Annotated in this window: 25 protein-coding genes; 8 read left to right on the forward strand and 17 right to left on the reverse strand. The window is 62.9% G+C overall.

Translation table 11 applies throughout. The features are described 5' to 3' along the window. Positions 1 to 54: 54 nt before the first annotated feature. Positions 55 to 513 carry a winged helix-turn-helix transcriptional regulator gene (locus F7R20_RS01735; RefSeq protein WP_003200700.1) on the forward strand — a complete coding sequence of 153 codons (459 nt, stop codon included), beginning with the start codon at positions 55 to 57 and terminating at the stop codon, positions 511 to 513. Between the two features lie 12 nt (positions 514 to 525). Here F7R20_RS01735 and F7R20_RS01740 read toward each other — a convergent pair whose 3' ends face one another. Further along, a complete protein-coding gene (locus F7R20_RS01740; RefSeq protein ID WP_003200698.1) occupies positions 526 to 1,401 on the reverse strand; it encodes a LysR family transcriptional regulator in 876 nt (291 codons plus the stop codon). A 143-nt stretch (positions 1,402 to 1,544) separates the two neighbouring features. On the opposite strand from F7R20_RS01740, the gene F7R20_RS01745 reads away from it, so the two are divergent. Then, complete coding sequence (locus tag F7R20_RS01745) at positions 1,545 to 2,414, forward strand: NmrA family NAD(P)-binding protein (RefSeq protein ID WP_003200696.1); 870 nt, start codon at positions 1,545 to 1,547, stop codon at positions 2,412 to 2,414. 86 nt (positions 2,415 to 2,500) lie between these two features. Here F7R20_RS01745 and F7R20_RS01750 read toward each other — a convergent pair whose 3' ends face one another. Beyond that, positions 2,501 to 3,115 (reverse strand): LysE family translocator, encoded by a 615-nt coding sequence (locus F7R20_RS01750; RefSeq protein ID WP_003200694.1) that lies wholly within the window; start codon positions 3,113 to 3,115, stop codon positions 2,501 to 2,503. 89 nt (positions 3,116 to 3,204) lie between these two features. Beyond that, positions 3,205 to 3,474: a YceK/YidQ family lipoprotein gene (locus tag F7R20_RS01755; RefSeq protein ID WP_027912369.1), complete on the reverse strand. Its 270-nt coding sequence runs from the start codon at positions 3,472 to 3,474 to the stop codon at positions 3,205 to 3,207. Between the two features lie 211 nt (positions 3,475 to 3,685). Here F7R20_RS01755 and F7R20_RS01760 point away from each other — a divergent pair, with 211 nt between their 5' ends. From F7R20_RS01760 to ssuD, 5 genes are all read left to right on the forward strand, one after another. After that, positions 3,686 to 4,327: a LysE family translocator gene (locus tag F7R20_RS01760; RefSeq protein WP_003200689.1), complete on the forward strand. Its 642-nt coding sequence runs from the start codon at positions 3,686 to 3,688 to the stop codon at positions 4,325 to 4,327. Positions 4,328 to 4,602: 275 nt separating this feature from the next. After that, a complete protein-coding gene (msuE, locus tag F7R20_RS01765; protein ID WP_003200686.1) occupies positions 4,603 to 5,166 on the forward strand; it encodes an FMN reductase in 564 nt (187 codons plus the stop codon). Between the two features lie 59 nt (positions 5,167 to 5,225). After that, positions 5,226 to 6,413 carry an acyl-CoA dehydrogenase family protein gene (locus tag F7R20_RS01770; RefSeq protein ID WP_003200684.1) on the forward strand — a complete coding sequence of 396 codons (1,188 nt, stop codon included), beginning with the start codon at positions 5,226 to 5,228 and terminating at the stop codon, positions 6,411 to 6,413. Positions 6,414 to 6,421: 8 nt separating this feature from the next. Further along, positions 6,422 to 7,525 (forward strand): sigma-54 interaction domain-containing protein, encoded by a 1,104-nt coding sequence (locus tag F7R20_RS01775; protein WP_003200682.1) that lies wholly within the window; start codon positions 6,422 to 6,424, stop codon positions 7,523 to 7,525. Between the two features lie 117 nt (positions 7,526 to 7,642). Continuing rightward, entirely contained in the window at positions 7,643 to 8,779 is a 1,137-nt protein-coding gene (gene ssuD, locus F7R20_RS01780; protein ID WP_003200680.1) for an FMNH2-dependent alkanesulfonate monooxygenase, read from the forward strand. Positions 8,780 to 8,885: 106 nt separating this feature from the next. On the opposite strand, the gene F7R20_RS01785 is transcribed toward ssuD, so the two are convergent. The 11 genes from F7R20_RS01785 to F7R20_RS01835 form a co-directional block, all read right to left on the reverse strand. Continuing rightward, the gene (locus F7R20_RS01785; protein ID WP_003200677.1) at positions 8,886 to 9,275 is read right to left on the reverse strand and encodes a hypothetical protein; all 390 of its coding nucleotides are present in this window, start codon (positions 9,273 to 9,275) and stop codon (positions 8,886 to 8,888) included. A gap of 10 nt (positions 9,276 to 9,285) precedes the next feature. After that, positions 9,286 to 10,518, reverse strand: coding sequence for an SfnB family sulfur acquisition oxidoreductase (locus tag F7R20_RS01790; RefSeq protein WP_003200675.1), 1,233 nt, complete (start codon positions 10,516 to 10,518; stop codon positions 9,286 to 9,288). Between the two features lie 171 nt (positions 10,519 to 10,689). Next, positions 10,690 to 11,466 (reverse strand): ABC transporter ATP-binding protein, encoded by a 777-nt coding sequence (locus F7R20_RS01795; RefSeq protein ID WP_003200674.1) that lies wholly within the window; start codon positions 11,464 to 11,466, stop codon positions 10,690 to 10,692. Between the two features lie 64 nt (positions 11,467 to 11,530). Then, positions 11,531 to 12,865: an ABC transporter substrate-binding protein gene (locus tag F7R20_RS01800; RefSeq protein ID WP_003200672.1), complete on the reverse strand. Its 1,335-nt coding sequence runs from the start codon at positions 12,863 to 12,865 to the stop codon at positions 11,531 to 11,533. A 65-nt stretch (positions 12,866 to 12,930) separates the two neighbouring features. Next, complete coding sequence (locus F7R20_RS01805) at positions 12,931 to 14,271, reverse strand: ABC transporter substrate-binding protein (protein WP_003200670.1); 1,341 nt, start codon at positions 14,269 to 14,271, stop codon at positions 12,931 to 12,933. Positions 14,272 to 14,349: 78 nt separating this feature from the next. Beyond that, on the reverse strand, positions 14,350 to 15,414 hold the full coding sequence (locus F7R20_RS01810; RefSeq protein ID WP_003200668.1) for a branched-chain amino acid ABC transporter permease: 1,065 nt from the start codon (positions 15,412 to 15,414) through the stop codon (positions 14,350 to 14,352). A gap of 4 nt (positions 15,415 to 15,418) precedes the next feature. Then, complete coding sequence (locus F7R20_RS01815; protein ID WP_003200666.1) at positions 15,419 to 16,300, reverse strand: branched-chain amino acid ABC transporter permease; 882 nt, start codon at positions 16,298 to 16,300, stop codon at positions 15,419 to 15,421. Continuing rightward, positions 16,297 to 17,067, reverse strand: coding sequence for an ABC transporter ATP-binding protein (locus tag F7R20_RS01820; protein WP_003200664.1), 771 nt, complete (start codon positions 17,065 to 17,067; stop codon positions 16,297 to 16,299). The genes F7R20_RS01815 and F7R20_RS01820 overlap by 4 nt, the downstream gene beginning before the upstream one ends. Then, the gene (locus tag F7R20_RS01825; RefSeq protein ID WP_003200661.1) at positions 17,064 to 18,035 is read right to left on the reverse strand and encodes an AMP-binding protein; all 972 of its coding nucleotides are present in this window, start codon (positions 18,033 to 18,035) and stop codon (positions 17,064 to 17,066) included. Before F7R20_RS01825 ends, F7R20_RS01820 begins: the two co-directional genes overlap by 4 nt. Positions 18,036 to 18,039: 4 nt before the next feature. After that, entirely contained in the window at positions 18,040 to 19,458 is a 1,419-nt protein-coding gene (locus F7R20_RS01830) for an LLM class flavin-dependent oxidoreductase (protein WP_003200659.1), read from the reverse strand. A 181-nt stretch (positions 19,459 to 19,639) separates the two neighbouring features. Beyond that, positions 19,640 to 20,692: a M28 family peptidase gene (locus tag F7R20_RS01835; protein WP_377589075.1), complete on the reverse strand. Its 1,053-nt coding sequence runs from the start codon at positions 20,690 to 20,692 to the stop codon at positions 19,640 to 19,642. 234 nt (positions 20,693 to 20,926) lie between these two features. Between F7R20_RS01835 and F7R20_RS01840 the strand changes: the two genes are divergently transcribed. Then, positions 20,927 to 22,147, forward strand: coding sequence for a multidrug effflux MFS transporter (locus tag F7R20_RS01840; RefSeq protein ID WP_003200656.1), 1,221 nt, complete (start codon positions 20,927 to 20,929; stop codon positions 22,145 to 22,147). A 44-nt stretch (positions 22,148 to 22,191) separates the two neighbouring features. On the opposite strand, the gene F7R20_RS01845 is transcribed toward F7R20_RS01840, so the two are convergent. The 3 genes from F7R20_RS01845 to F7R20_RS01855 all read right to left on the reverse strand — a co-directional run bounded on the left by F7R20_RS01845 (position 22,192) and on the right by F7R20_RS01855 (position 25,359). Beyond that, complete coding sequence (locus F7R20_RS01845; protein ID WP_162276485.1) at positions 22,192 to 23,397, reverse strand: DSD1 family PLP-dependent enzyme; 1,206 nt, start codon at positions 23,395 to 23,397, stop codon at positions 22,192 to 22,194. 185 nt (positions 23,398 to 23,582) lie between these two features. Then, a complete protein-coding gene (locus F7R20_RS01850; protein ID WP_003200653.1) occupies positions 23,583 to 24,467 on the reverse strand; it encodes an alpha/beta fold hydrolase in 885 nt (294 codons plus the stop codon). After that, on the reverse strand, positions 24,454 to 25,359 hold the full coding sequence (locus tag F7R20_RS01855) for a DMT family transporter (protein WP_003200651.1): 906 nt from the start codon (positions 25,357 to 25,359) through the stop codon (positions 24,454 to 24,456). The genes F7R20_RS01850 and F7R20_RS01855 overlap by 14 nt, the downstream gene beginning before the upstream one ends. Positions 25,360 to 25,364 lie beyond the last annotated feature (5 nt).

The following is a 25,364-nucleotide window of genomic DNA, read 5'->3' on the forward strand; positions in this document are numbered from 1 at the left end:
TTGCAACCACAGACATCGACCGGACTTGCGATGCTTTTTCAGGAGGTCAATACAATGGAAAACGCTTCACCGCAAAACAGCGAATGCCCGGTAGCCAGGACACTGGACGTGATTGGCGATCGCTGGTCGCTCATGATCATTCGTGATGCATTCGACGACATTCGCCGCTTCAGCGAATTTCAGAAGAGCCTGGGCGTGGCCAAGAACATTCTGGCTTCGCGACTCAAGGCGTTGGTCGAGGTCGGGGTGTTCGACGTTCGACCCGCATCCGATGGAAGCGCCTACAAGGAATACGTCCTGACAGAGAAAGGCCGAGAGATCTTTCCGGTCGTGGTCAGCCTGCGACAGTGGGGTGAACGCTTCCTGTTCGAGCCGGGAGAAACGCGTTCCGTGCTGTTGGACAACACGTCCGGACAGGCCCTCATGCCGATGGATGTTCGATCCTCAAGCGGTCAGAAACTCGGACCGGCCGATTGCCACAGGGTGAGGCTCATTGCCGACAACCCGACGTGAGATTGATCGTCCCTACCCCTTCAGTACCAACGACATGTCCGGGTACCTGGCGCACATGAAATCGACAAATGCACGCACCTTCGGTGCAGCAAGACGCCGGGACGTGTGCAAGACCCAGAGTTCGGCTTCCTTCCCCGATACCGTGCCCCACTGGACCAACTCGCCACTGGCCAACTGGTTCCATGCGATGGACTGTGGAATGAGGGCAGCCCCACCACCGGCGATGGCCGCATCGCGGATCATCAGGAACGAAGAGAAGCGCAGCCTGGGGATCGGCTCCAGAATCAGGCTGCCGCCATCGAGTGTCCAATGGGTGGGCTCGAAACTGGACATCACAACACCGGGAACTGAGCGGATGGCGCCGGGTGCAGGCCGAGGTAATCCAGGCGCGGCCACCACCACCAGCCGGTCCTTGGCGAAACAGCGACCGACTAAATCGCTGTCCGGGCTGGGGTTGATCCGGATGGCGACATCAAATTGTTCCTCGACGAGATCAACCACGCGATCCTCCGAAATGACCTCGATCGTGACGTCCGGGTAAGCCGCACAAAACGCTGCGCCGATGCCGCCCATCGCCAGCTGCGAAAACAGGACCGGGGCAGCGACACGCAAGCGTCCGCGAGGCGTCGATACGCCCTCCTTCGCCGCCGCCATGGCTTCGACCACCTCGGCCAACGGCCCTTCGGCCCTGCTCAGCAGCAGCTCTCCAGCCTCGGTGAGCTTCAGACCACGCGCACTGCGCTCGATCAGCCTGACGCCCAATTGCTCCTCGAGGTCGGCAATGCGGCGCGACAAGGTTGCCTTGGATATTCCGCTCGCACGGCTTGCTTTTCCCAACCCCTCGTTCGTTGCGACGAGGGTGAAATCGATCAGCGCGTTCAGGTTCATGCTGTTCCACTTTTGAAACGGAGTGTCTACATCCTGGCGTCTTCGTTTTGTTTCTGCAACGGAATATCGTTTGATCATCGCAACGGGCCGACAAGGCCGTAGCGGACTTTTCCGGCTACCCACCCTTTTGCAGGAGATTCAACATGAGCATTCTCGTTACCGGCGCCACGGGCACCATCGGTTCACTCATCATCCAGCGCCTCGCCGACGCAGGCGCCGACGTCAAAGCCCTCGTGCGCCAGCCTGGCAAGGGAACATTCCCGGCGGGCGTGACTGAAGTCGTTGCCGACCTCACCGACGTGCCTTCGCTGCGCGAGGCGCTGGCGTCGGTGCGTACGCTGTTCCTGCTCAATGCCGTGACCCCCGACGAGGTGACACAAGCCCTCATCACCTTGAACCTCGCTCGCGATGCCGGCATCGAGCGCATCGTCTACCTGTCGGTGATTCACGCTGACAAGTTCACCCACGTTCCGCACTTCACCGGCAAGCACACGGTCGAGCGCATGATCGAAAGCCTCGACATCCCGGCGACCATCCTGCGCCCGGCGTACTTCATGCAAAACGAATTGATGGTCCAGCAGACGATTCAGAACTACTCGGTGTACCCGATGCCGATCGGCTCGGCGGGCGTCTCGATGATCGATGCCCGCGACATCGCCGATATCGCCGCTGCCGAGTTGCTGCGACGCGACAGGGCACCTTCGGCCCTGGACCGTGTAACCCTGGAGCTGGTCGGCCCACAAGCACTGACCGGTGCCGCCGCGGCGAATATCTGGAGTTCAGCCCTGGGTCGCGAGATCGCCTACGGCGGTGACGATGTGGCCGCCTTCGAAGCGCAATTGGCCGCGTACGGTCCCGCCTGGCTGGCTTATGACATGCGCCTGATGATGTCCGGTATCCAGACGTTTGGCATGCAGGCTGCTGAAGGAACCGTGGAACGGCTACAAACCATCCTCGGGCGTCCGTTGCGCACCTACGAAGACTTCGTCCGCGAGGCCACCGCAGGGGTTTGAACAGCTGGGCAGTAAGCGCCAGGTCGGTCAGCGGAACACCGACCTGGCGTGCAACGAGGAAGGCTTGCTCCAGCAACGGCTACTCGCTAAACCAGCTGGCGAATCCCCAGAGACAAGATCAAACCACCACACAGTCGATCAATTGCTTTTTTCCTACCTTGATAGGCGCAAGCAATCCTCGGTTGCGAAAGCGCAATTGCGACCATTGCATACCAGGCCATTGAAACCACCACGACAACTGCCAGCATCGACAAAAACGTGCCTGGCGAAACGTGGGCGGGAGCCGCGGCTGAAAAAACAGCGGCATAGAAAGCCATGGACTTGGGGTTGCCAATGTTGGTGATCACCCCCTGAATAAAGGACTGGCGGCAACTACCGGCGACGGCATCATTCAGCGGGCCCGGCGCATTCCTCCCCGCGTTGATCAGCAGTCGGAATCCGAACCACATCAGGTAGGCTGCGCCCAGAACCTTTACAACCAGCGCAGCCCAAGGGAGCGCAGCAAATACAACCCCGAGACCTGCAATCGCACAGGTGGACCAGAACAGGTTGACCAGTACGATTCCCGCCACCAAGGCCAGCGCTTCAGAGCGCGTAGCCGCCACCGCCTTATGGACCACCGCGACGAAATTCGGTCCAGGAATCACGACACCAGCCAGGTAGACCAAAAAAACTGTCAAGACAGCGGAACCGTCGATCATGTGCGTCCCTCGCGAAATCTGTAGGCGGTGATCGTCACCAAAAATGCCGCATTGCTGCCCCACGGATTCAACCCGTCGAGGCAATACACCTACTCCTCGGCAGGCCTCATATGAAAAATCGTATAAGGCAGGATCAGCGTATCGGCGACGATGCTGAAAGGAAGGTCGACGACGGCAAACGGTGCCAGCGCGCGTGAATACACGTCGTTGTCATTCGTCGAGGCCTTGATGATCTCGATATCGGTCGCCGCACCGCAGTAAGGATGGCGGCCGCAGAGCTGTCCCATGCCAAAGGTTTCGTTGGCCGTGGCGCATCCGCCCAGCAGCGCCATCGTCAAAGCCATTACTACGATCCGCATGACGCGCCCCTCCCCCAGGAAAGGCCGGACTGTAGCATTAAAGCCGCCCCGACGGCTCAGCGCTCAAGGCCAGGCCCCAGCAGGGTCGCGAACCACTCGATGAACACCCCGAGCGTGGCTGCACCAATGGAAACGCTGGGTGGCCGTATTCAGCCAACCCCAGGTTCTCCTGTAGGATGCACATCCTCTCAATCAGTCGCGAATGTGATCAATGGAACTGCACTCAATTCTCGCCTTTACCCTGGTCGCGGCAATCGCCATCGCCAGTCCCGGACCTGCCACCTTGATGGCGATCAATAACAGCCTGGCCTACGGGCCGCGTTACGCGGTGTGGTCGTCGGTGGGCAACGCCAGCGGGCTGTTCTGCTTGTCGGCCGCCGCCATGCTGGGATTGGGCGCGTTGCTCGCCAGCTCCGAATGGCTGTTCAACGCCGTGAAAGTCCTGGGGGCGGGTTATCTGTTCTATCTGGGCGCCAGGCAGCTGTTCAAAAAGAGCCCGATACTCGCGCAGGATGTGCAAGCCGATGGCAAAACCAGCAAGCCATCGCGTTCAAAGCTGTACAAGTCGGCCTTCCTGACAGCCATCACCAACCCCAAGGCGACGATGTTCTTCACCGCCCTGTTCCCGCAATTCATCGACCAGAGCGCCGCACTGCTACCGCAGTTCCTGCTCCTCACCTCGATATTCGCAGGCTTGTCACTGGTTTCCTTGAGCCTGTATGCCGCCATCGCGGCCCAGGCCAAAGGCGTGCTGAAACGGCCCGCGTTTTCCGTGTGGATCAGCAGGCTCGTTGGCTCGACGTTCATCGGCTTCGGTGCGGCCATTCTGGCGATGCGGCGGCCGGCTGTTTAGGACGGCTGCATGTTTGTCCCGCCCCAACTTGCTGAATAAACAAGAACTGAAGCCGTTGCTCGACGTGCATCAATCCCAGCACTGAAAACTGTTGCCGCAGGAACATCGGCTCAACTGTTGCTTGTGCAACAGCCACTCAACAATTCATCCGCCAGATCAACAGTCACCCCCCTCTCCTACCCCGCGAAGCCCAGTAAACACTGGGCTTTTCACATTGGTACGGCCCTTGCTCAAGCCCATGTACCCCGATCAACAGTCCAACAGGAACACCTAGGATGAGCACTCCTCTGAAAGTCGTCGCTGTCTCCGGCGGTACCTCCCGCCCCTCCCGCACTCTGGCACTGACCGAAGCCATCCTGGGCGAGCTCGGCCAGCATCTGGTCATCGATACCCACTTGATCGAACTGGGCAACATTGTCCGTCCGCTGGGCGGCGCGCTGTGGCGCAAGGAATTGCCGGAAACCGTCGAGCACGAACTGCGCCTGATCGAGTCTGCCGACCTGCTGGTGGTGGCCACACCGGTCTATCGCGGCACCTATCCGGGCCTGTTCAAGCATTTGTTCGACCTGGTCGGTCAGGACGCCCTGGTCAACACGCCGGTACTGCTGGCCGCCACCGGTGGCAGCGAGCGTCATGCCCTGGTCCTCGATCACCAATTGCGCCCGCTGTTCAGCTTCTTCCAGTCACTCACCTTGCCCATCGGCGTGTACGCCTGCGAGACCGATTTCGCCGACTACCGCATCGTCAGCGAGACCTTGCAGTCGCGCATCGAGCTGGCGGCCGCGCGCGCCGCTCGCCTGTTTTCCGGCCAGGCACACGCCCTGCGCAAGATCGCCTGAGGAGCCCGCATGAATCACGACTGCATTTGCCTGGAAGGCCTTTTTGCGAGGGATATCGCGTGAGAACCCAACAACAGCCCACCGTACTGACCCCGCTGCAGACCGCCCGCCGCCTGGCGGTGGAATTCGCCGAAACCGCCGTAGAGCGCGACGAGGCCGGCGGCACGCCCAAGGAGCAACGCGACGCCATTCGCCAGAGCGGCCTGCTGGCCTTGAGCATTCCAACCCAGTTTGGCGGCCTCGGCGCCAGTTGGAGCGAAACCCTTGGGGTGGTGCGCGAGTTCGCCAAGGTGGACAGTTCCATCGCCCACGTCTTCGGTTTCCAGCACCTGATGCTGGCCACCGTGCGCCTGTTTTCGCGCCCCGATCAGTGGCAACCCTGGTTCGAACAGACCGCCCGCAAGAACTGGTTCTGGGGCAATGCACTGAACCCCCTGGACACCCGTACCGTGGTCAAGACCTTTGACGGCTGGCGGGAATTTTCCGGCAAGAAGAGCTTCTGTTCCGGTGCCAGCGACTCGGAAATGCTGATCGCCTCGGCCATCGACGAAAGCGCCGGCGGCAAACTGCTGATTGCCGCGATCCCCAGTGGCCGCACCGGCATCACCCTGCACGGCGACTGGGACAATATGGGCCAGCGCCAGACCGACAGTGGCAGCGCCACCTTCGAACGGGTGCGCGTGGAAGAGAACGAGTTGCTGCTTGACCCCGGCCCCCTGAGCACGCATTTCGCCTGCCTGCGCCCGTTGATCGCCCAATTGCATTTCTCCCATATCTTCCTCGGCATCGCCGAAGGCGCCCTGGAAGAGGCTCGTCAGTACACCCTCAAGGAAGGCCGTCCGTGGTTCCGCTCCAAGGCTCAGCATGTCAGCGAAGACCCCTACGTGCTGCGTCACTACGGTGAGTTCTGGGTCGGCCTGGAAAGCGTGCGCCTGCTGGTGGAGCGTGCCGCCGAGCAGCTCGATGAGGCCTGGCACAAGGGGCTCGCGCTGGGTGCCGAGGAACGCGCACAACTGGCGTTGTCCATCGCCACCGCCAAAGTCGCCGCCGTACGCACCGGCCTGGATATCTGTAGCCGTCTGTTCGAAGTCACCGGAGCCCGCGCCACCCATGCATCGCTGCGTCTCGACCGCCATTGGCGCAACCTGCGCACCCAGAGCCTGCACGACCCGGTGGATTACAAACTCCACGAACTGGGTGAATGGGCGCTGAACCAGACGCGGCCTACCCCCTCCTTCTACTCATAGGGATGCCCATGCAACTGCTGACTCTCCCCCCTTCGCCAACACTGGCTACCTCGATCCGGGCGACCGCACAGGTCTTCGAAGACCCTAGATCGCAGGCGCTGCTCGCCCACGTGCAACAGGTCGCCCCCAGCGAGGCCAGCGTCCTGATCATTGGCGAGACCGGCACGGGCAAGGAGCTGGTCGCACGCCACATCCACAACCTCAGCGGCCGACGCGCCGGGCCATTCGTCGCCGTCAACTGCGGAGCCTTTTCCGAATCGCTGGTGGAGGCGGAGCTGTTCGGCCACGAGAAAGGTGCCTTCACCGGCGCCCTCGCCGCCAAGGCCGGCTGGTTCGAGGAGGCCAATGGCGGCACGTTGTTCCTCGACGAGATCGGCGACCTGCCGATGGCCATACAGGTCAAGCTGTTGCGTGTATTGCAAGAGCGCGAGGTGGTGCGCCTGGGCTCGCGCAAGAGCATCCCGATCGACGTGCGCGTAGTCGCTGCCACCAACGTGCAACTGGACAAGGCCATCGGCGCCGGCCACTTCCGCGAGGATCTGTACTACCGTCTCGACGTGGTCAGCCTGCAACTCTATCCGCTGCGTGAGCGGCCGGGCGACATCCTGCCGCTGACCCGTCACTTCATCAAGACCTACTGCAACCGCCTGGGCTACGGCGAAGTGCGCCTGACCTCGGGAGCCGAGCGCAAACTGGTGGACTACGGCTGGCCGGGCAACATTCGCGAACTGGAGAACGTCATCCACCACACCCTGCTGGTATGCCGCAACGGCCTGGTGCAGGAAGACGACCTGCGCCTGTCGTCCCTGCGGATCGAGCGCCAGGAACAACCGCAGGCCAGCCTCGGCGAGAGCGCCGACGAACAACTGCTGCGCACCTTCCACCGGTTGTTCGAAGAACAGGCCGGCGGCCTCCACGAGAAGGTTGAAGACAGCCTGCTGCGCGCCGCCTACCGCTTTTGCCACTGCAACCAGGTGCGCACAGCCAGCTTGCTGGGCCTGAGTCGCAACGTCACGCGAGCGCGACTGATCGCCATCGGCGAGTTGGTGGTCAACCGGCGCCGTCCGGACGTCAACACACGCCCGGGCCGAGCCCTGCAACTGTCGATCTAATCAAAATAAAACCAGGCGATGCGGCCCGGCCGACAAAGCCCCAATACGCCAAGCGTTGCGATACCGGAAGGGCCTATGCGCCTTTCCAGACTCCCAACCGCACAAGGATCAAACCTCATGAGCCTGGATATTTTCTGGTTCCTTCCCACCTCCGGCGACACCCGCTACCTGGGCCATTCCGGCAGCGGCCGACCGGCGACCAACGCCTACATGCGCCAGATCGCCGTGGCCGCCGATCAGCTCGGCTACGATGGCCTGCTGATTCCCACCGGGGCCAGTTGCCTGGATCCCTGGGTGACCGCCGCCAGCCTGGTTCCGGTGACCCAGCGCATCAAGCTGCTGGTAGCGCTGCGCACTTCGCTGGGCAACCCCACGGCGTCGGCACGCCAGGCCGCCAGCCTGGACCAGGCCAGTGGTGGTCGCCTGCTGCTCAACGTCGTACCGGGCGGCGACGCTACCGAACTGGAGGCCGACGGTGTGTTCCTCACGCACGACGAACGCTACGACGCCTCCAACGAGTTCCTGACCATCTGGCGGCGCCTGCTCCAAGGCGAGACCGTCGACTTCGATGGCAAGCATCTGAAGGTACGTGGCGCCCAGAACTTCTTCCCACCCGTGCAACAACCCCACCCACCGCTGTACTTCGGCGGCTCATCAGAAGCGGCCCACGAGCTGGCGGCCAAGCATGTGGACGCCTACCTGACCTGGGGCGAGCCGCCAGCGGCCGTGGCCGAGAAGATCGCCGACGTGCGCGCCCGCGCAGCCAGACATGGCCGCAGCGTGCGTTTCGGCGTGCGCCTGCATGTGATCGTACGGGAAACCAGCGAAGCCGCACGGGACGCTGCCGACGAGTTGATCAGCCACCTCGACGACGCCACCATCGCCGCCGCCCAGGCCAACTACGTCAAGATGGACTCCGAGGGCCAGCGGCGCATGGCGGCGTTGCATGGTGGCGACCGCAACAAGCTGGAAGTGGCGCCCAATCTGTGGGCCGGTGTTGGCCTGGTACGCGGCGGTGCCGGCACCGCCTTGGTGGGCGACCCCGAAACCGTCGCCGCACGCCTGCTGGAATACGCCGACCTGGGCGTCGACAGCTTCGTCCTGTCCGGCTACCCGCACCTGGAAGAAGCCTACCGCTTCGCCGAACTGGTGTTCCCGCTGTTGCCCGGCAAGGGCAAGGTCACCGTGGAAGGAGCCTTCACCGGCGGCGCCTTCGACGTCCGCGCCGGCCAGGAGAAAGTGACCGCTCACTAAACTGCATCCGTGGCGAGAGAGCTTGCCCACGCTCTGGGGTGTTGATCGTTCCCACCGCTATCGCGAGCAGGCTCGCCCCCACAGAACGAGGCATCTGCCGCCTTCCTTATCTCAAACCATCCCCTTGTCCGTCGGCCAACGCAGCGCCGTTGAGGTAATGGTCGCCAAGCAGCCGACGCTGGGTCAGCAATGCCGGCTCGGGGTTGTCCGGCCAGGGTCGCGGCAGGCTGCGACCGGCCAATTCGAAGTACACATGACCGGCCAGGCGCGCCGCCTCGGCGGCGGCCAGGCGAAACGCGATGGCGGCCGACTGGGACTCGTCGGCGTACTCCAGCAAGGCATCGGCAGCGTCGATGCGGATGCGCAGTTCGCCAACCGCGGCGATCACCAGGGCTTCATGACGGGCACTTTGGGCTCGCAGGTAGTCAAGCAAAGCAGCCTCGACATGACGAGCATGGGCCAGGTCGCTACGGCCTTGGGAATGTAAGTTGGACATGCGCGATACCTCAGTTCCAGGAATGACGTTGTGGCTTGATGCCGTTGAGCAGCTGATTGCCGACCAAGTGATATTTCCAGCGCACCGGGTCGTGCAGAGTATGGGTCCGCGCATTGCGCCAGAACCGGTCCAGCCCCTGACTGGCCGAAACGCTGCGGGTGCCGCCCAACTCCAACAGGCGGCTGGACGCCTCCAGGGAAATCTCGGTGGACAGCACCTTGGCCTGGCCGACGATCACCGAGGCTTCAGCCACCCGCTCCTCGCAGGGCTCGGCGACAGCACGGTCGACCGCATGCGCCGCGCGCCGCAGAATCGCTTCGGCCGCCTGCAGGCGCCAGGCCAACTCACCGATCAGCGCCTGGCCAAGCGGGTCCTGCCAGCCGTGTTGCAGCCCGCTGTCCACCCATGGACGCGCCTGGCGTGCTACGCGCAAGGTCTCGGCGAAGGCGCCACGGGCAATGCCGGTGTCCACCGCAGCCTGGATGATTTGCGAGATCGGGCCGTCGGAGGTAGGTTGGTCATAGGCCTTCCAGGCCGGCACCACGTCGCTCGCTGGCACCCGCACGCCGTCGATGCGCACCTGGCCGCTGGCAGTAATGCGCTGGCCGAAACCGTCCCAACTGTCGATCACCGTCAGGCCCGCCGCATCGCGTGGGACGAGCGCGATATGGACGTGCCCTTCCTCATCCACTCCGGCAACCGGCACGATATGGGCGAACAGTGCGCCGGTGCAGTAGGCCTTCTCGCCGTCGAGTACGGCTGTGTCGCCGTCGAAGCGTATCTGCGTCTGGAAGGTGGTGACGTACTGGCTGCGCGCTTCGGAAAAGGCATTGCCGAAACGATAGCCTTGCAACACCTTGGCGTAGTAACGGCGCTTCTGCTCCTCGCTGCCGGTCAGACTGAGGTTGCTGAGCACACCGAAATGGTTCTGCGGCAACTGGCCGAGGGACGGATCGGCAGCGGAAATGATCGCGACCACGTCACTGAGAGTGGCATAGGACACCTCGGCGCCACCGTATGCCTTCGGCACGCGGATCGCCCATAGCCCGCTCGCGGAAAAGCGTTCGAGCTCTTCCCAGGGCAACCGTCGCTCGCGGTCGCGCAAGGCAGCCTCGCGGGAGAAATCCTCGGCCAGGCGCTGCGCCACCTCGATGGCCTCGGCGTCGCTACGGATGATATGGGCCGGGCTGCGCGGCACCGGACGGGCCTGCCCAGGCAGATCGAAAGACGGTGAGTCGGTCATGTGCTACTCCATGCATAACGGGTTCACCCAGAGCCAAAGCACAGCCCGTACCAAACTTAAAAACTCTTTATATTCAATAAGTTGACGAGACACCCAGATACGCATGAAAGCCCCGTGAGCGGCAAGTTGTCGGCGGACTGTTGCCCAGCCAACAGTTGCATCGCGCCTCCCTCAGCGAACCTTGCCACCCAGGTAGAAATGCTGGATGTCTTCCCGCGCCGCCAGCTCCGTGGCGTCACCCTCACCCACCACCCGACCGTTCTCCAGGATGTAGGCGTAGCTGGCATGGCGCAGGGCGACATTGATGTTCTGCTCAGCCACCAGAAAACTCACGCCCTCCTGGGCATTGAGCTGCGCGACGATGGCGAAAATCTCTTCGACAAGGATCGGCGCCAGGCCCATCGAAGGCTCATCGAGCAGCACCAGTCGAGGCTTGGTCATCAGTGCCCGGCCGATGGCAAGCATCTGCTGCTCGCCGCCCGAGGTCAGTCCGGCCTGGGTCTTGCGCTTGGTCTTCAGCCGTGGGAACCAGGCATAGATACGTTCCAGATCCTGCTCCAGCGCCCGTCGCGTCGGCTTGCGCAGGAAACCGCCGCTACGCAGGTTATCCTCGACGGTCAGGTGAGCGAACACATGCCGTCCCTCCAGCACATGGACGATACCCTGGCGTGCCAGCAAATTGGCCGCAACCCCGGCGGTGTCCTGTCCCTGGAAGACAATCCGTCCACGGCTGACCTGTGCCCGATCGGCCTGGACCAGCCCGGAGATGGCCTTGAGCGTGGTGCTTTTGCCGGCCCCGTTGGCGCCAAGCAGGGCGACGATGTCGCCCTGTCCGACCCGCAGGGAAACCCCGGCCACGGCGAGGATCGCGCCGTCGTAGATCACTTCGATGTCTTGCACCGCCAGCAACTCACGATTCTCAGTACCCGCAAGGGCCTCAATGGTCATGGTTTCCTACCCCTTGGGCGCAGTCGCGCCCGGTTGCGTTTCGATTTGCGAGCTGTGTGCCTGGTTACTGCGCCGCGCAATCGCGGGCGGTCACGCCCTTCTCTTTCGCGTACTCGGCGGCCTTGGCATCGATCAACGGGCGCAACGTGGCGCGGTCGGCCTGGACCCAATCGGTGATCAGGTTCCACTGCCGGCCGTCCCATTGCTGCACCTTGGCCGCCCCACCGCCCTCGTGGTCGTTGCAGGACAACCGCGGCGGTTGCATCAGCCCGAGAAAACCGATTTCCTTGAGGCGTGCATCGTTGAGGTCGAGGTGCTCCAGGCCCCAGCGACCTTCCTCACCGTTGAGCGGGCGATTGCCGAAATGCTTCTGCCCGGCGCGGATCGCTTCGACGGCAATGGCGGCGTTCACCAGGCCAGAGTTGTAGTAGACGCTGCCGAAGCTCTTCGGATCCTTGAGGTCGCTCTTGCCGGTGTCGAGGATGTACTGGCGGATGCGCTGGTGGATGTCAAAGTTGGCGCCGCCCGGATAGGGTGTCAGCGCCAGATACCCCTTGCCCGCCTCGCCGGTCGGCAGCACGTCTTCGTTGGAACTGGCCCAGATGTCGCCGACGATGCGCTCCACCGGGTAGCCGAAACGTGCCGCGGTCTTGATCGCCACTGGCGTGGACACGCCCCAGGTGCGCAGGAACACCCAATCCGGCTTGAGTTGTCGCACCTGGCGCCACTGCCCGGCCTGTTCGTTACCCGGATCGGCCACCGCGATCTGGATGTTCTCGAAGCCGTACTTCTGCGCCAGCAGTGCCAGCGGCCCCTGGGTTTCCCGACCGTAGGCAGAATCGTGGTAGACGGTGGCGATTTTCTTGCCCTTGAGCTTGTCCAGCCCGCCCTCGCGCTCGGCCACATAGTTGATGAACGCCGAGGCCTCGCTGTAGAACGTCAGCATGACCGGGAAGTTGTAGGGGAACACCCTGCCGTCGGTGGCTTCGGTGCGGCCATAGCCGAGGGTGATCAAGGGAATCCTGTCGGCGGCGGCCTTGTCCGCAAGGGCATAGGCCGCTGGTGCACCATTGGGCGAGTAGATCGCCACCGGCGCGCCGTTGAGGCCATTCTTGAAGCGCTCGTAGCATTCAATGCCCTTCTCCGCCGTCCATTCGGTCTCGCACTCCTGCCAGACCAGCTTGACGCCATTGATCCCGCCTTCCACCTCATTGATGTAGCGCAGGTAGTCGATCATCCCGGCCCAGACCGGAATGCCGCTGGAGGCATAGGCGCCGACCCGGAAGGTGGCCAGCGGGAAGAACTGTTCGTTGGCCGCCTGGGCAGCCGGGATCAGCGCCGCACAGGCACCGAGCGCCAGGCCGAAGGCGGCGAGGCTACGTTTGAAGGTTGCATGCATGATTTTTTCTCGGCTTGAGTGCTCGACCGCACAACGGCGGCCGGGCGACAGTTATCGACGGCGGCTCACTGCTCGCTGGCGCAGTCTCGTGGGGTGATGCCCTTTTCCTTGGCGTAGGCCGCGGACTTGGCTTCGATCAATGGGCGCAGCGTGGCGCGGTCGGCCTGGACCCAGTCGGTCACCAGCACCCACTTCTCGCCGTCCCACTGCTGCACGCGCGCCGCACCGCCGCCCTCATGGTCGGAGCAGGACAGTTTCAGCGGCGGCAGCAGGCCTTCGAAACCACTGGCCTTGAGCCGCGCGGCATCGATGTCCAGGTGCTCGAAGCCCCAGCGCGCTTCCTCGCCGTTGAGTGGGCGATTGCCGAACTTCGCCTGGGCCGTGCGCAGTGCTTCGACCGCGATGGCTGCGTTGATCAGGCCGATGTTGTAGTAGACCTTGCCAAAATAGCTGCGGTCCTTGAGGTCGCTCTTGCCGGAGTCGAGGATCGACTGACGCAAGCGCTTGTGGATCTCGAAACCGTCGCCGCCCGGGAACGGCGCAAGCGCCTGGTAGCCCTTGGCGGCAGGGCCAGCCGGGATCACATCGGCCTCGGAGCCGGCCCAGACATCACCAATGATGTGATCGACCGGGATGCCGAACCGCGCAGCTGTCTTGATCCCCACTGGAGTGGACACGCCCCAGGTCCGCAGGAACACCCAGTCCGGCTTGATCTGCCGCACCTGGCGCCATTGCGCGGACTGTTCGTTGCCTGGATCGGCCACTGGGATCTGGATGCTCTCGAAATCGTACTTCTGCGCCAGCAAGGTCATCGGCGCCTGGGTTTCACGACCATAGGCGGAGTCGTGGTAGACGGTGACGATCTTCTTGCCCTTGAGCTTGTCGAAACCGCCCTCGCGCTCGGCGATGTAGTTGATGCCCACCGAGGCCTGGCCGTAGTAATTGAGCAGCAGCGGGAAGGCATAGGGAAACACGCTGCCGTCGGTGGATTCGGTACGCCCGCCAGCCCCGTCGATCAGCGGGATCCGGTCGGCCGCGCCCTTCTCCATCAGCGCATAGGAACCCGGCGTGCTGTGGGTGAAGAAGAACGCTGTCGGCGCACCGTCCAGCCCACCCTTGTAGCGCTCATAGCACTCGACGATACGATCGACGTTCCACTCGGTCTCGCACTCCTGCCAGACCAGCTTGACGCCGTTGATGCCACCTTCGACCTCGTTGATGTAACGGAAATAGTCGATTTCCCCCGCCCACCACGGGATACCGCTTGAGGCATAGGCGCCGACCCGGTAAGTGGCCATGGGGATGAATTGCTGGTTGCTGGCGGCCTGGGTGACGGTCGGCAGCAGGGCCTGGACGCCAGCCACGAAGAGACCGGCGAACAGGAGGCGAGGCAAGGTTCTACGCATGGTTTGTACTTCTTGTGCAGTGTTGGAAACCTCCTTTCCCTTGGTCGGGTCAAGGTCTGTTGGGGCGTGGGTCGGCGCTCAGAACCGCAGCGGCCAGACCCTGATGCGTTCGCGCAGATCGCCGAGCAGGCGTGCCAGTCCTTCCGGTTCCTTGATCAGGAACCAGATGATCAAACCGCCGAAGAGCACCTTCTGCAGGTTCTGCAGTTGCCCGGCGTCGACGTTGCCGTTGAACAGCCATTGCCCGGCATGGCTGAGCAGGATCGGCACAAGGCTGATGAAGGCCGCGCCGATGAAGGCGCCGGCAATGCTGCCCATGCCACCGATAATGATGATGAACAGAATCTGGAACGAGCGGTTGATGTCGAAGCTGCCAGCACTGGCCGTCCCCAGGTAGGCGAACGCCCAGAGCGCCCCGGCGATACCCAGGTAAAACGAACTGACGGCGAAGGCCATGCGCTTGTCGCGCTCGACCGCAATCCCAATCACCGAAGCAGCGGTGTCCATGTCACGGATCGCCATCCAGTTGCGGCCGACCTGGCTGCGCACCAGGTTGATCGCCACCCAGGTCAGCAGCACCACGCAACTGAGGGTCAACAGGTAGCGGCCGACCGGGGTGGCCAGGTTATGCCCGAACAACTCCAGGCGTGGCGCGCTGATGGTGCCGGACGAGGCGTAGTTGTAGAACCAGGGAAACTTGGCGAACACCCATTCCAGGAAGAACTGCGCGGCCAGCGTGGTGACCATCAGGTAGAAGCCCTTGATCCGCGAACTGGGGATACCGAACAGCAGCCCGACCAACCCGGCGATCACCCCGCCGCCAAGCAGCGCCAGCGGCAACGGCAGGCCAGGCACGCGCAACAGCAGGCCGTAGGTGGCGAACGCACCCACCGCCATGAAGCCGGCGGCGCCAACCGACGTCTGGCCGGTGTAGCCAGTCAGCAGGTTCAGCCCCAGGCCGGCCAGCGACAACACCAGGAAAGGAATCAGGATCGCATTGAGCCAATAGTCGTTACCCAGCCACGGCAGGCCGACAAAGGCCACCAGCAGCAATAGCAGCAGGCCCGGCCGCCAGTTCCGACGCACCAGGGTCAGGGGCGCCTCGTCGAAGCTGGCAGTGAGGCGCGGAACAGTAGCGGTCATGGCGTCATACCCGTTCAATGATCCGGTCGCCGAACAGGCCGGACGGACGGATGTAGAGGAAGATCAAGGCGAGGAAATAGGCGAACCAGGGCGTGATGCCTCCGCCGATCAGCGGCCCGATGTAGGCCTCGGCAAGGTTCTCGGCGGCGCCGACGATCAGCCCGCCGACGATGGCCCCGCCGATCGAAGTGAAGCCACCAATGATCAGCACCGGCAGTGCCTTGAGCACCACCAGCGAGAGCGAAAACTGCACGCCCTGGCGCGCGCCCCAGAGCAGCCCGGCGACCAGCCCGACCACGCCGGCCACGGCCCAGACAATCTGCCAGATGCGGTTGAGGTTGATGCCCAGCGACAGCGCCGCACGGGTATCGTCGGCCACGGCACGCAGGGCGACACCGACGCGGGTCTTGTTGAACAGCAAGGCCAGCACCGCCACCGTCAGCACCGACACTCCGGCGGCGATCAGGTCGAACTGACTGATCATGATCTCGCCGACGAACAGCGGAACGTCCTCGATGCCCAGGTCCAGCGCGCGCACCTGGGCGCCCATCAGCCCTTGGGCGAGGCCTTCGATGATGAACGACAGGCCGAGGGTGGCCATGAACAGGGTAATCTGCGAACGGTTGACCAACGGCCGCAGCACCAGGCGCTCGATCAACAATGCGCCGACGATCATCACCAACACCGTCAGGACCAACGCCAGGGCAAAGGACAGGCCCTGCTCGCGCAAGCTGACGAAGGTCAGCGCGGCGAACAACAGCATGGCGCCCTGGGCGAAATTGAACACGCCACTGGCCTTGTAGATCAGAACGAAACCGATGGCCACCAGCGAATACAGGGTGCCGGCCAGCAACCCGCCGATCAGGGTTTCCAGAAAAAAGTTCATGGGTGAGGCGCCCCCAGATAAGCGGCGATCACCTCGGGATTGGCCTGGACTTCGGCCGGCGAGCCGTCGCCGACCTTGCGTCCGTAGTCCAGCACCACGACATGGCTGGACAAGCCCATGACCACCTGGATGTCGTGCTCGATGAGAATCACCGTGGTGCCAAGATCGCGATTGATGTCGGCGATGAAGCGGCTCATGTCCTGTTTCTCCTCGGCATTCATGCCGGCCATCGGCTCGTCGAGCAACAGCAGGGTTGGCTGCGCGATCAGTGCCCGGCCCAGCTCCACGCGTTTCTGCAGGCCGTAGGCCAGGCTGCCCACGGCGACGTCGCGCCAGGCCTGCAATTCAAGGAATTCCAGTACCCGCTCGGCACGCTCGGCGAACGCCCGCGCCTCGCGCCGGGCACGCGGCAGGCCGAGGGCCTGTTCGAGAAAAAACGTGCGCTGGAAGCGAGACAGGCCGGTAAGCAGGTTGTCCACCACGCTCATTTTCTTGAACAACGCATTGTTCTGGAACGTCCGGCCGATGCCGAGCCGCGCCGCCTTCAGCGGATGCGGGCGGCGCAACGGTTCGGCGGCGAAGAACAACTGGCCGGCATCGGCCCGGTAGACCCCATTGAGGATGTTCAGCAGCGAACTCTTGCCCGCACCATTCGGCCCGATCAACGCGCAGATTTCGCCAAGCTTTACGCTGAACGAAAGGTCGGAAATCGCTTTCACACCCCTGAACGACAGCGACACGTTGCGCACCTCCAGCAGCGCACTCATGCCGCTCGCTCCAGGTACTCCTGCAACCACGATTGAGGTGCCCGTCCTTGCAATACGGCGTGTGCGGGCGCGCTCGGCACTTCGATCCGGCGCAGCCGCTGGAAGCCAAGCAGATGCCGCACCCGCGCCTTGAGCCAGCGTCGCAGGCCACGCCGCGGATCATCCAGGGTCCATTCGCACAGGCGCCGTCGCCAACTGCCTGGAAGTGGCAGGCGAGCCTCGATTTCCGCCGCCAGCGATTCGACTCGCACGGCGGACAGCAACAAGGCCGTCGGGGCGATCTCGCGACGATCGCGACTGGCTGACTCGCGGGTTTCCGGAAATGCCAGGCCTTCGCCGCCGTCCAGCCAACGACTGAACAAGTGGGTCAAGCCATCGCGCCATTCGGTGCCTTCGTCGACCCATACCACTGTGTCCTCGGCGACCTGGGCCCAGCCCTGGCGCTGTGCGGTCGGCGCCTCGCTGACGAACAGCACCGACAGCGACTGCACTTGCCACAGGCCGCGACTCGCTGCGTTGGCCTGGGCCGAATACAGCCGCAGCGGCCAATCCTCATCCAGGCCACACTGCAGCCAGTGCGATACGCTTTCGCGGCGCTGGACAAAGGCGAACGTCGGACGGGCCAGGCGTAACTGGCGCTGTAGATCCCCACCACGGCTGTCGCGGTCGATCACCACGCTGTGCCCGCCCAGTTGGCGTGCGGCCAGTGCCAGGATCAACAGGCTCGGCTCGAAGGCACCACTGAGCGCCAGCCGCGCGCCTGGGGCAAAGCCCTGCTGGCGCAAACCATCGCAAACACATTCGACCTCGCGCTGCACATCGATCCAACGCCAGGCTTTCCAGATGCCGAGACGCCGATGGCGCAGGGCGATCTGCGTCGGTCGCTCCCTGGCCCAGCGTTGCAAGGCCGCCAGGGCACTGTCAGTCACGCTGTCGGGCAGTGGCGAATTGAGTTCGTAGACACTCATGGGCTTACTCCTCGCCGGCCAAGGCCGGTTCAGCGAGGTGGGTGCGCCGGGCCAGGCGACTCAAGTCCCGATAGCCGGCGCCAGGGTGGTTGCCCGGCAGTCGCGGGCCGTCGCCGAACAGCTTGTCGCGCAAAGTACCGGGGCGGTATTCGGTCTTGTACGCACCGCGCTGTTGCAACTCGGGCACCAGCAGTTCAACCACATCGCGGAAGGTTTCATGGGCCAGGGCGTAGGCCAGGTTGAAGCCATCCACATCGGTGTCCTCGACCCAAGCCTGCAACTCGTCGGCCACGGTTTGCGCACTGCCGACAATCAACGGGCCAAAGCCGCCGATGCCGACCCAGTCGGCCAGTTCCTGGACGGTCCACTGCTTGTCCGGGTCAGCGGTAGAGAAGGTTTCCACCGCCGACTGGATGGCGTTGGTGTGGATGTGCTTGAGGACTTGGTCAGGTCGGTACTGAGCGAAGTCGATGCCGGTCCAGCCGGAGATCAGCGCCAACGCGCCCTCGTAGCTGCTGTAGGACTTCAATTCTCGCCACTTGGCCTGCGCCTTGGCATCGGTTTCGTCGACGATCACCGTCTGCAGGTTGAAGATCAGCACCTTGCGCGGATCGCGCCCGGCTTCGGCGGCACGCCGGCGAATATCAGCCACGGTCTTCTTCAGGATCACCTTGGACGGCGCAGCGACAAACACACATTCCGCATGCCCGGCGGCGAAGTCCTTGCCACGGCTCGACGCCCCGGCCTGGTAGAGCACCGGCGTGCGTTGCGGCGACGGTTCGCAGAGGTGGATGCCCGGCACCTGAAAGTGCTTGCCCTGGTGACGGATCTCGTGGACCTTGCTCGGGTCGCTGAAAATGCCGTGCTCACGGTCGCGCACCACCGCGCCCTCCTCCCAACTGCCTTCGAACAACTTGTAGAGCACCTCCAGGTATTCGTCGGCATAGTCGTAGCGCGCATCATGATCGCTCAGCGCCTTCTGCCCGAGGTTACGCGCCCCGCTGTCGAGGTAAGAGGTGACGATGTTCCACCCGATGCGCCCCTTGGTCAGGTGGTCCAACGTGGACAGCCGGCGGGCGAAGGGGTACGGGTGCTCGAAGGTCAAAGAGGCGGTGAGGCCAAAGCCCAGGTGTTCGGTCACCAGCGCCATCGGCGTGATCAACGCCAGTGGATCGTTGACCGGCACCTGGGTCGCCTGGCGGATGGCCGCATCACTATTGCCGCCAAGCACGTCGTAGATACCGATCACATCGGCGATGAAGATGCCGTCGAACTTGCCGCGCTCCAGCAGCTTGGCCAGGTTGGTCCAGTAATCCAGGTCCTTGTACTGCCAGGCGCGATCCTTGGGATGCCTCCAGAGACCAGGCGACTGGTGACCGACACAGTTCATCTCAAAGGCATTCAAACGAATTTCACGTGGCATGGGAACTCCTGCTCGATAGATTCAGCACCACTTCCCGGTGCTTCTCACTGTTCTATCAACATGATTCGTGCCAAGTGATAAGTCGTTTATTTACAATCAGTTAGATGCGCGTTCCATCAATGGAAATGCCTGTGTGGGGACACCCTTGTTGATCAACTGTCCGGTGGCAGACACTACGTATTCACCGATCGGGATGAAGCAGGTACTCAGTGAGTGTCGCCGCACACGCAACGATCCCCTCATGGAGCACCATTTCAAAGCCATGGGTATTTTCCGTCGGAATGGCGATGCAACCCACCCGAGCGGCCAGGCCAGCACTCAGGATGGCGCTCGCGTCGGAAGCAAAATCAACCAGGAGCGCTACTTGTGGGTGATAGCCCGAGCGCTGTGCAGCCTTGACCAGGGCGTCCACGACAGAGCGGGTGTAATAGCCCTTCTGATCCCCGGTGTTGATAATCGCGTCTGCCGATAAAACCGTCCCGTATTCCTCCAGCACCGGGCCCACCTCGACCGCGATCGTGGTGTCGCCTGGTACGCGGGCAGAGGCATAGAGCGCACCGGCGTTGGACTCTTCCTCAAGTGTCGTGCAGACGAACCAGACGTCTTGCTTGAGCGCATGCCTTTGGTTTTTCAACTGCTGCGCCGTGGTGATCACTGCCGCCAATGGCGCCCGGTCATCCAGAAAGTGAGCAGCGACTGTGTCTTTCACTTGGAACGGCTGACGCCAGTGTCGGCTGAGTACCACGCGTACGCCGGGCCGGACACCGGCATACGCCAATTCCTCCTGGGAACAGCGGGTAATCACATGGACATCGCTCCACTTCACCGCTCCTGACAGCACATCCCGCCCCTGGGCAGAACCGCCACTGTTGTGCATGGAACCGTAAGACAGTACGCCGGGAAGGCATTGGCCATCGCCGAGTATGTCGACCGGACACACACCAAAGCAGATGGGCTGGGCACCGCCTAGCGCGACGACTTCAAGGTTACCGTCAGGCCTTACTTTCTTCACGATCATGGCAATTTCATCAAGATGAGCCATGACCCTGATGGGCGATGCCTGCGAAGCCCCCTCCGTAGCCTTGATCAGGCCCCGGACGTTGCCGGCCTCGTCGACAAAGGCCTCATCGCAGTGCTTGGCCAGCTCCCTGAGGCATATTTCCCGGACTTCGTCTTCCTGCCCGCCGGGACCGCGGGCCAGAAGCAGTGCTTCGAGCAGCGGCGGAATGTCCATTGAAGGCATCGGATAGGTTCCTGTCACAACGCTTGAAAAACGTAGACCTCACCCGTTTCCCGTCCGTTCAAATAGTTCATTCGCACAAGCATCGCTGGTCAGTCCGGCCCCGAACGGAACGCTGCCGCTTTGAGGGCGACACCTGCGCCCTCCCGATATTTAGCTTGACGCCAGAGATGACGATCATCATATTTAGCAAAATATTACGACCATCATTTTGACGCCGGAGGATGTATGGAAGCCCAAACTTCATTGGCGATTGCCAGTACCCAACCGCGCGCCTCCACACAACCATTGACCGGCAAAGTCGTAGCGCTGCTGGCAGGCCTGGCGGCGATCAGCATGCTGTCTACCAACATCATTCTCCCGGCGTTCGCGGATATCGGCGAAGACTTGGGCGTGACTGCTCGCGAGCTCGGCCTGACACTGTCCAGCTTCTTCATCACGTTCGCCTTGGGCCAGTTGGTGGTCGGGCCACTGGCCGACCGCTACGGGCGCCAGAAGCTGGTGCTTGGCGGCCTCTCGGTGTTCGTGGTCGGCACCGTCATCGCCGGCCTTGCCACCACCCTTGATGTGCTGATCGCCGGACGCGTCGTCCAGGCGTTGGGCGTGTGCGCAGCCTCGGTGCTGTCGCGCGCCATCGCCCGGGATCTGTTTGAAGGCGAGACGCTCGCCCGGGCATTGTCGCTGACGATGATCGCCACTGCGGCGGCGCCTGGGTTTTCGCCGCTGGCCGGCAGCGTCCTGTCCGTCACGCTCGGCTGGCGTGCCATCTTCATCCTGGTGGGACTGGCCGCCGTTGTGCTGGCCTTTTTCTACGTGCGCGACCTCGGAGAAACCCATCCCGCCGATCGCCGGGCGCCGCACTCGGCCAAGAGCGTGGTGCTTGCCTATGGCAGATTGGCGCTGGACAAGCGCTTCATCCTCCCTGCCCTTTCAATGAGCCTGCTGATGAGCGGCCTGTTCGCCTCCTTCGCGGCGGCGCCCGCCATCCTGATGCAAGGTATCGGCCTGACCTCGTTGCAGACCGGCCTGTATTTCGCCTCTACGGTATTCGTGGTGTTCGCAGCCGGCATGGCGGCTCCGCGCCTGGCGCATCGTCATGGCGCCCGAATCGCCACACTCGTGGGCATTGCCTGCGCCATGGCCGGCGGCGGCCTGCTGCTCGTCGGTCCAGCCGCGCCTGGTCTTGGGTGGTATGCCCTCTCGATGATCACCTTCCTGTGGGGCATGGGCCTGGCCAATCCGCTGGGCACGGCAATCACCATGGGCCCTTTCGGCAAGGAAGCCGGGATGGCCTCTGCACTGCTGGGTTTTCTCTCCATGGGTGCGGCTGCGCTGACCACCTGGCTGGCCTCGGTCTTGAGCTTCGCGCCGGTCACGACGCTGGGTGGGATTCAGACGACGGCCTGCCTGGTGGCGCTGATGCTGTTTCTGTTTCGGGGTCGTCTTTGAAGGCGCTTTCCCGGCCAAGCCAAAAGCTCGCCTTCACGCTCCGATCAATACACAGGCCAGGTTTCAACAATCTTCCCGCCGCGCACGGCCAGCAAATCGCCAAATTGCAGCAGCACGGATTCAGTCTGGGTCGGCCGTAAAAACACCTGGTCTTCCACGTTCAACCCTACGGCCAGGGAGCCGTTGACCATTTCCTGATTGGAGCTGCGACCATAAAGCTCATTGCTTTGCAGCCCCTCGGGCGACTCGAACTCGGCCATCCAGTTACCGCCGTAGAGGAAGAATGTCGCGCGCTGATTAGGGTCCCACCAGGAGAACAATCGGGACTTGTCATCCAGGGCTGGGAAGTTGACGGCCCCCGTGCTCTTTAGCACGGGCGTTGCAATAAAGGCCGCCGGCACATGCTCGGCCAGCGATGGCAGGTCGTAATGGGTCGGCTTGAGAAATGCCGTCCCCACCGAGACCTCGCTGCTCAAGCGTTCCTGCTCATGTATAGCGTAACTGGGGCTGCCAGCCGTATTGAGCGTGAGCCCTTCGTGCCAAAGCGCAGGGAAGTGCTCACGCAGGTAATTCACATGGCCGTTGTAAATGACCATCACCTTGTCGAACAGCGCCTGTGACGAACCGAGGACCCTGGGCACGCCCATGCCGACAAACGGGTCATACCCCATGAAACCTGAAAATTCGAGCTGCTGCGGATGGGCACTGATCAGCGTCAGCATCTCGCCGAGCAGCGCGTGGTCAGCGACTCCGCCACGGTGCAGGCCGACATCCAGCTCGATATTGATCCGCATCCGGATGCCCAGGCCTTGCGCCAATGCCAGGTAATCCATCAGCCGCCGGGGGGTGTCGAGCAACCATTGCAGTTGCCTGGAAGGGTCGAAGGTTCCCTTGTGGGTTTGGTAAAACACCTCGGCCGAGCGTACCGGTAAAGGCTTGCCGAGCAAAATGTCTGCCTCGGGAAAGGTCACCGCGTCGTGATTGAGAAACGGCTGATGAAACGACATCAGCCGCCGGGTATCGGTACGTTTGGCGATGTACGTCAGCAGTCCCGGTGATGGCAGGGATTTCTCCACCAGGCGCAAATGTTTACCAGCACGGGTGACGGATTGCTTGACCACATTGATATTGTGATCGAGCAGGTCCAGGTCAATCAGCATCACGGGGCGCATCGGCCCATGGCGCTTCAGCTCCTGGTTCAGCGCGCGGAAATACTCGTTGTAAGGGCTGCCGCGATCGCTCGGACGCAACAACGCCCCCGCCCCGACCATCAATGCACCCACTCCGGCGGCGCCGAGCATAAAGGTTCTACGATTCATCAGGACGCTCCCTCTGCGTGCGCAGTCAAGTGCACGTTACGGCAGCGGTACCCGGCTGTTGAGGCTATGGGAGGTCAGAAAGGGGACTTTGGCGGCCAGGCTTTGATCCAATCCTCCTAACCCCTGGACGTTGCAATGAACCGCGTGATGGCCGCCACCACATCGGCACCCCGTTCAAGATAGGGCACATGCCCGGAGTCCTCGATGAACTCGCCGCGTGCATCGGGCAGTTGCTGGAGCAGGTTATCCAGGGTCGCTGGCAGAAACACCTGGTCGTGCCGCCCCCAGATCACCAGCGTCTTGGCAGCAATCTGTGGCAACCGTTCGAGCAGCACGTCCAGGCCTTCGCGTCGAAAATCCTCGACGACCCGCTGCACCGTGGCAAACCTCGATTTGCCGCTGGCCGCCATGGCCTGGGCCAAGCGCCCTCCTACCTCGGGCGGCGCCTTGAATACCAGGCTCCAGAAGCGCTTCATCTCCTCGACCGTACGATAGCCAAACACCGTCCCCGCCCCTTGCAGGCCGGCTTTCAATGTGGGGCCTAGCGTTTGCTCGCCCAGACCGGCAGGCGCCAGCAAGACCAGGTGACTGACACGCTGCGGGTGTTTGGCGGCATACAGCCCGGCCACGCACCCGCCCAAAGAACTGCCGACCAGCACGAAGGGCCCCTCGACGAGCGTTTCCAGCAAGCCTTCGAGCTCCGCCAGCATTGCCTGGGGTCCAAAGCCGGCACCCGCCTCGTACACGGATTGGCCATGCCCCGGCAAGTCGACGAAAACGCAATGGTGATGGCGCGCCATGCCCAGCATCGCAGGGCCCCACTGATCCTTGCTGGCGCCCAAGCCATGGAGCATGACCAGTGTCGTCCGCTGTTGCCGTGCAGGGCTTTGCAGATAGGCCAGGCGTCCATGCGCACCGCTGTGCCAGCGCAGCTTCAAACCGAACTGCCAGCGGTGGACCAGGCGCAAAGTGCCGAGCAGCAGTCGATCAACGCGGTTCATCCGCCACCCCTTGTCCTTTGCTAGCCGCCTTGAGGGAGAATCTTGCCGGCAGGCGCAGTTGGCATAGCGCCACACCTGACAGCGTCAACACGGCGCCAATCACCAGGCGCTGGCTGAAACCTTCGGCGAGCATGACCTGGCTGACAGCGATCGCGAACACCGGCACCAGGAGCAGGTACGGGCTCAATTGCTGCATCGAGTTGCGGCCGAGCAACCAGAACCACAGGCCGAACCCCAGCAGACCACCACTGAGCGCGGTGTAGAGCACCGCCCACCACGCCTGGGCGCTGGCCGTGTAGACGCGTGTCCATTGCTCGCCTTCCTGGACGAACGACCACAGCAACAGTTGCGGTGCGGCGATGACCGCCGTCCAGGCACTCAAGGCCAGCGGATCGAGGGGCCCGAGACGTTTGGTCAACACTGACCCGGCAGCGAATGCCAAGGCCGCCAGCGCCACCAGCAACATGCCGATAAACGTCCCGCCCGCCGATGGCGTAGCCAGTAGCACCAGGACGCCGGCGAACGCCAGCAGAATGCCCGCCAGGAGTCGCAGTTTCAGGACTTCCCCCAGTAACGCGAATGCCAGGACGAGGGTAAACGGTGCCGCCAGTTGATAGATGATCGCCGAGGTAGAGGCGTCTACCCGGGCGATACCGCAATACAGCAAACCGAAATGCAAGGTCCCGGTAATCGTGGCGATCAGGGCCACGGACGCCAACTGTTCACGTTTGACGCGCTTGAGCAGCGGCAGGAGAAACAGCGCCATGATCGCGTAGCGCATGGCGACCATGAGGATAGGCGGCAACTCGGCGCCGCCGATTTTCACTGCAGTGACCTGCGCGCCCCAGAGAAACGCGACCAGTAGCGCGAGCAATGAATCTTTCAATGGCATGACAG

The organism is Pseudomonas brassicacearum subsp. brassicacearum (assembly GCF_008801605.1).
Lineage (GTDB): Bacteria > Pseudomonadota > Gammaproteobacteria > Pseudomonadales > Pseudomonadaceae > Aquipseudomonas > Aquipseudomonas brassicacearum.

What these genes read in the sequence shown, in the direction of transcription:
- F7R20_RS01840 (WP_003200656.1), top strand. Translation starts at nt 20,927, where the DNA reads ATGGAAGCCCAAACTTCATTGGCGATTGCCAGTACCCAACCGCGCGCC.
- F7R20_RS01755 (WP_027912369.1), bottom strand. Translation starts at nt 3,474, where the DNA reads ATGCGGATCGTAGTAATGGCTTTGACGATGGCGCTGCTGGGCGGATGC.
- F7R20_RS01810 (WP_003200668.1), bottom strand. Translation starts at nt 15,414, where the DNA reads ATGACCGCTACTGTTCCGCGCCTCACTGCCAGCTTCGACGAGGCGCCC.
- F7R20_RS01805 (WP_003200670.1), bottom strand. Translation starts at nt 14,271, where the DNA reads ATGCGTAGAACCTTGCCTCGCCTCCTGTTCGCCGGTCTCTTCGTGGCT.
- F7R20_RS01740 (WP_003200698.1), bottom strand. Translation starts at nt 1,401, where the DNA reads ATGAACCTGAACGCGCTGATCGATTTCACCCTCGTCGCAACGAACGAG.
- F7R20_RS01825 (WP_003200661.1), bottom strand. Translation starts at nt 18,035, where the DNA reads ATGAGTGTCTACGAACTCAATTCGCCACTGCCCGACAGCGTGACTGAC.
- F7R20_RS01815 (WP_003200666.1), bottom strand. Translation starts at nt 16,300, where the DNA reads ATGAACTTTTTTCTGGAAACCCTGATCGGCGGGTTGCTGGCCGGCACC.
- F7R20_RS01750 (WP_003200694.1), bottom strand. Translation starts at nt 3,115, where the DNA reads ATGATCGACGGTTCCGCTGTCTTGACAGTTTTTTTGGTCTACCTGGCT.
- F7R20_RS01735 (WP_003200700.1), top strand. Translation starts at nt 55, where the DNA reads ATGGAAAACGCTTCACCGCAAAACAGCGAATGCCCGGTAGCCAGGACA.
- msuE (WP_003200686.1), top strand. Translation starts at nt 4,603, where the DNA reads ATGAGCACTCCTCTGAAAGTCGTCGCTGTCTCCGGCGGTACCTCCCGC.
- F7R20_RS01835 (WP_377589075.1), bottom strand. Translation starts at nt 20,692, where the DNA reads ATGGACATTCCGCCGCTGCTCGAAGCACTGCTTCTGGCCCGCGGTCCC.
- F7R20_RS01855 (WP_003200651.1), bottom strand. Translation starts at nt 25,359, where the DNA reads ATGCCATTGAAAGATTCATTGCTCGCGCTACTGGTCGCGTTTCTCTGG.
- F7R20_RS01850 (WP_003200653.1), bottom strand. Translation starts at nt 24,467, where the DNA reads ATGAACCGCGTTGATCGACTGCTGCTCGGCACTTTGCGCCTGGTCCAC.
- F7R20_RS01760 (WP_003200689.1), top strand. Translation starts at nt 3,686, where the DNA reads ATGGAACTGCACTCAATTCTCGCCTTTACCCTGGTCGCGGCAATCGCC.
- F7R20_RS01800 (WP_003200672.1), bottom strand. Translation starts at nt 12,865, where the DNA reads ATGCATGCAACCTTCAAACGTAGCCTCGCCGCCTTCGGCCTGGCGCTC.
- F7R20_RS01745 (WP_003200696.1), top strand. Translation starts at nt 1,545, where the DNA reads ATGAGCATTCTCGTTACCGGCGCCACGGGCACCATCGGTTCACTCATC.
- ssuD (WP_003200680.1), top strand. Translation starts at nt 7,643, where the DNA reads ATGAGCCTGGATATTTTCTGGTTCCTTCCCACCTCCGGCGACACCCGC.
- F7R20_RS01830 (WP_003200659.1), bottom strand. Translation starts at nt 19,458, where the DNA reads ATGCCACGTGAAATTCGTTTGAATGCCTTTGAGATGAACTGTGTCGGT.
- F7R20_RS01775 (WP_003200682.1), top strand. Translation starts at nt 6,422, where the DNA reads ATGCAACTGCTGACTCTCCCCCCTTCGCCAACACTGGCTACCTCGATC.
- F7R20_RS01785 (WP_003200677.1), bottom strand. Translation starts at nt 9,275, where the DNA reads ATGTCCAACTTACATTCCCAAGGCCGTAGCGACCTGGCCCATGCTCGT.
- F7R20_RS01790 (WP_003200675.1), bottom strand. Translation starts at nt 10,518, where the DNA reads ATGACCGACTCACCGTCTTTCGATCTGCCTGGGCAGGCCCGTCCGGTG.
- F7R20_RS01820 (WP_003200664.1), bottom strand. Translation starts at nt 17,067, where the DNA reads ATGAGTGCGCTGCTGGAGGTGCGCAACGTGTCGCTGTCGTTCAGGGGT.
- F7R20_RS01795 (WP_003200674.1), bottom strand. Translation starts at nt 11,466, where the DNA reads ATGACCATTGAGGCCCTTGCGGGTACTGAGAATCGTGAGTTGCTGGCG.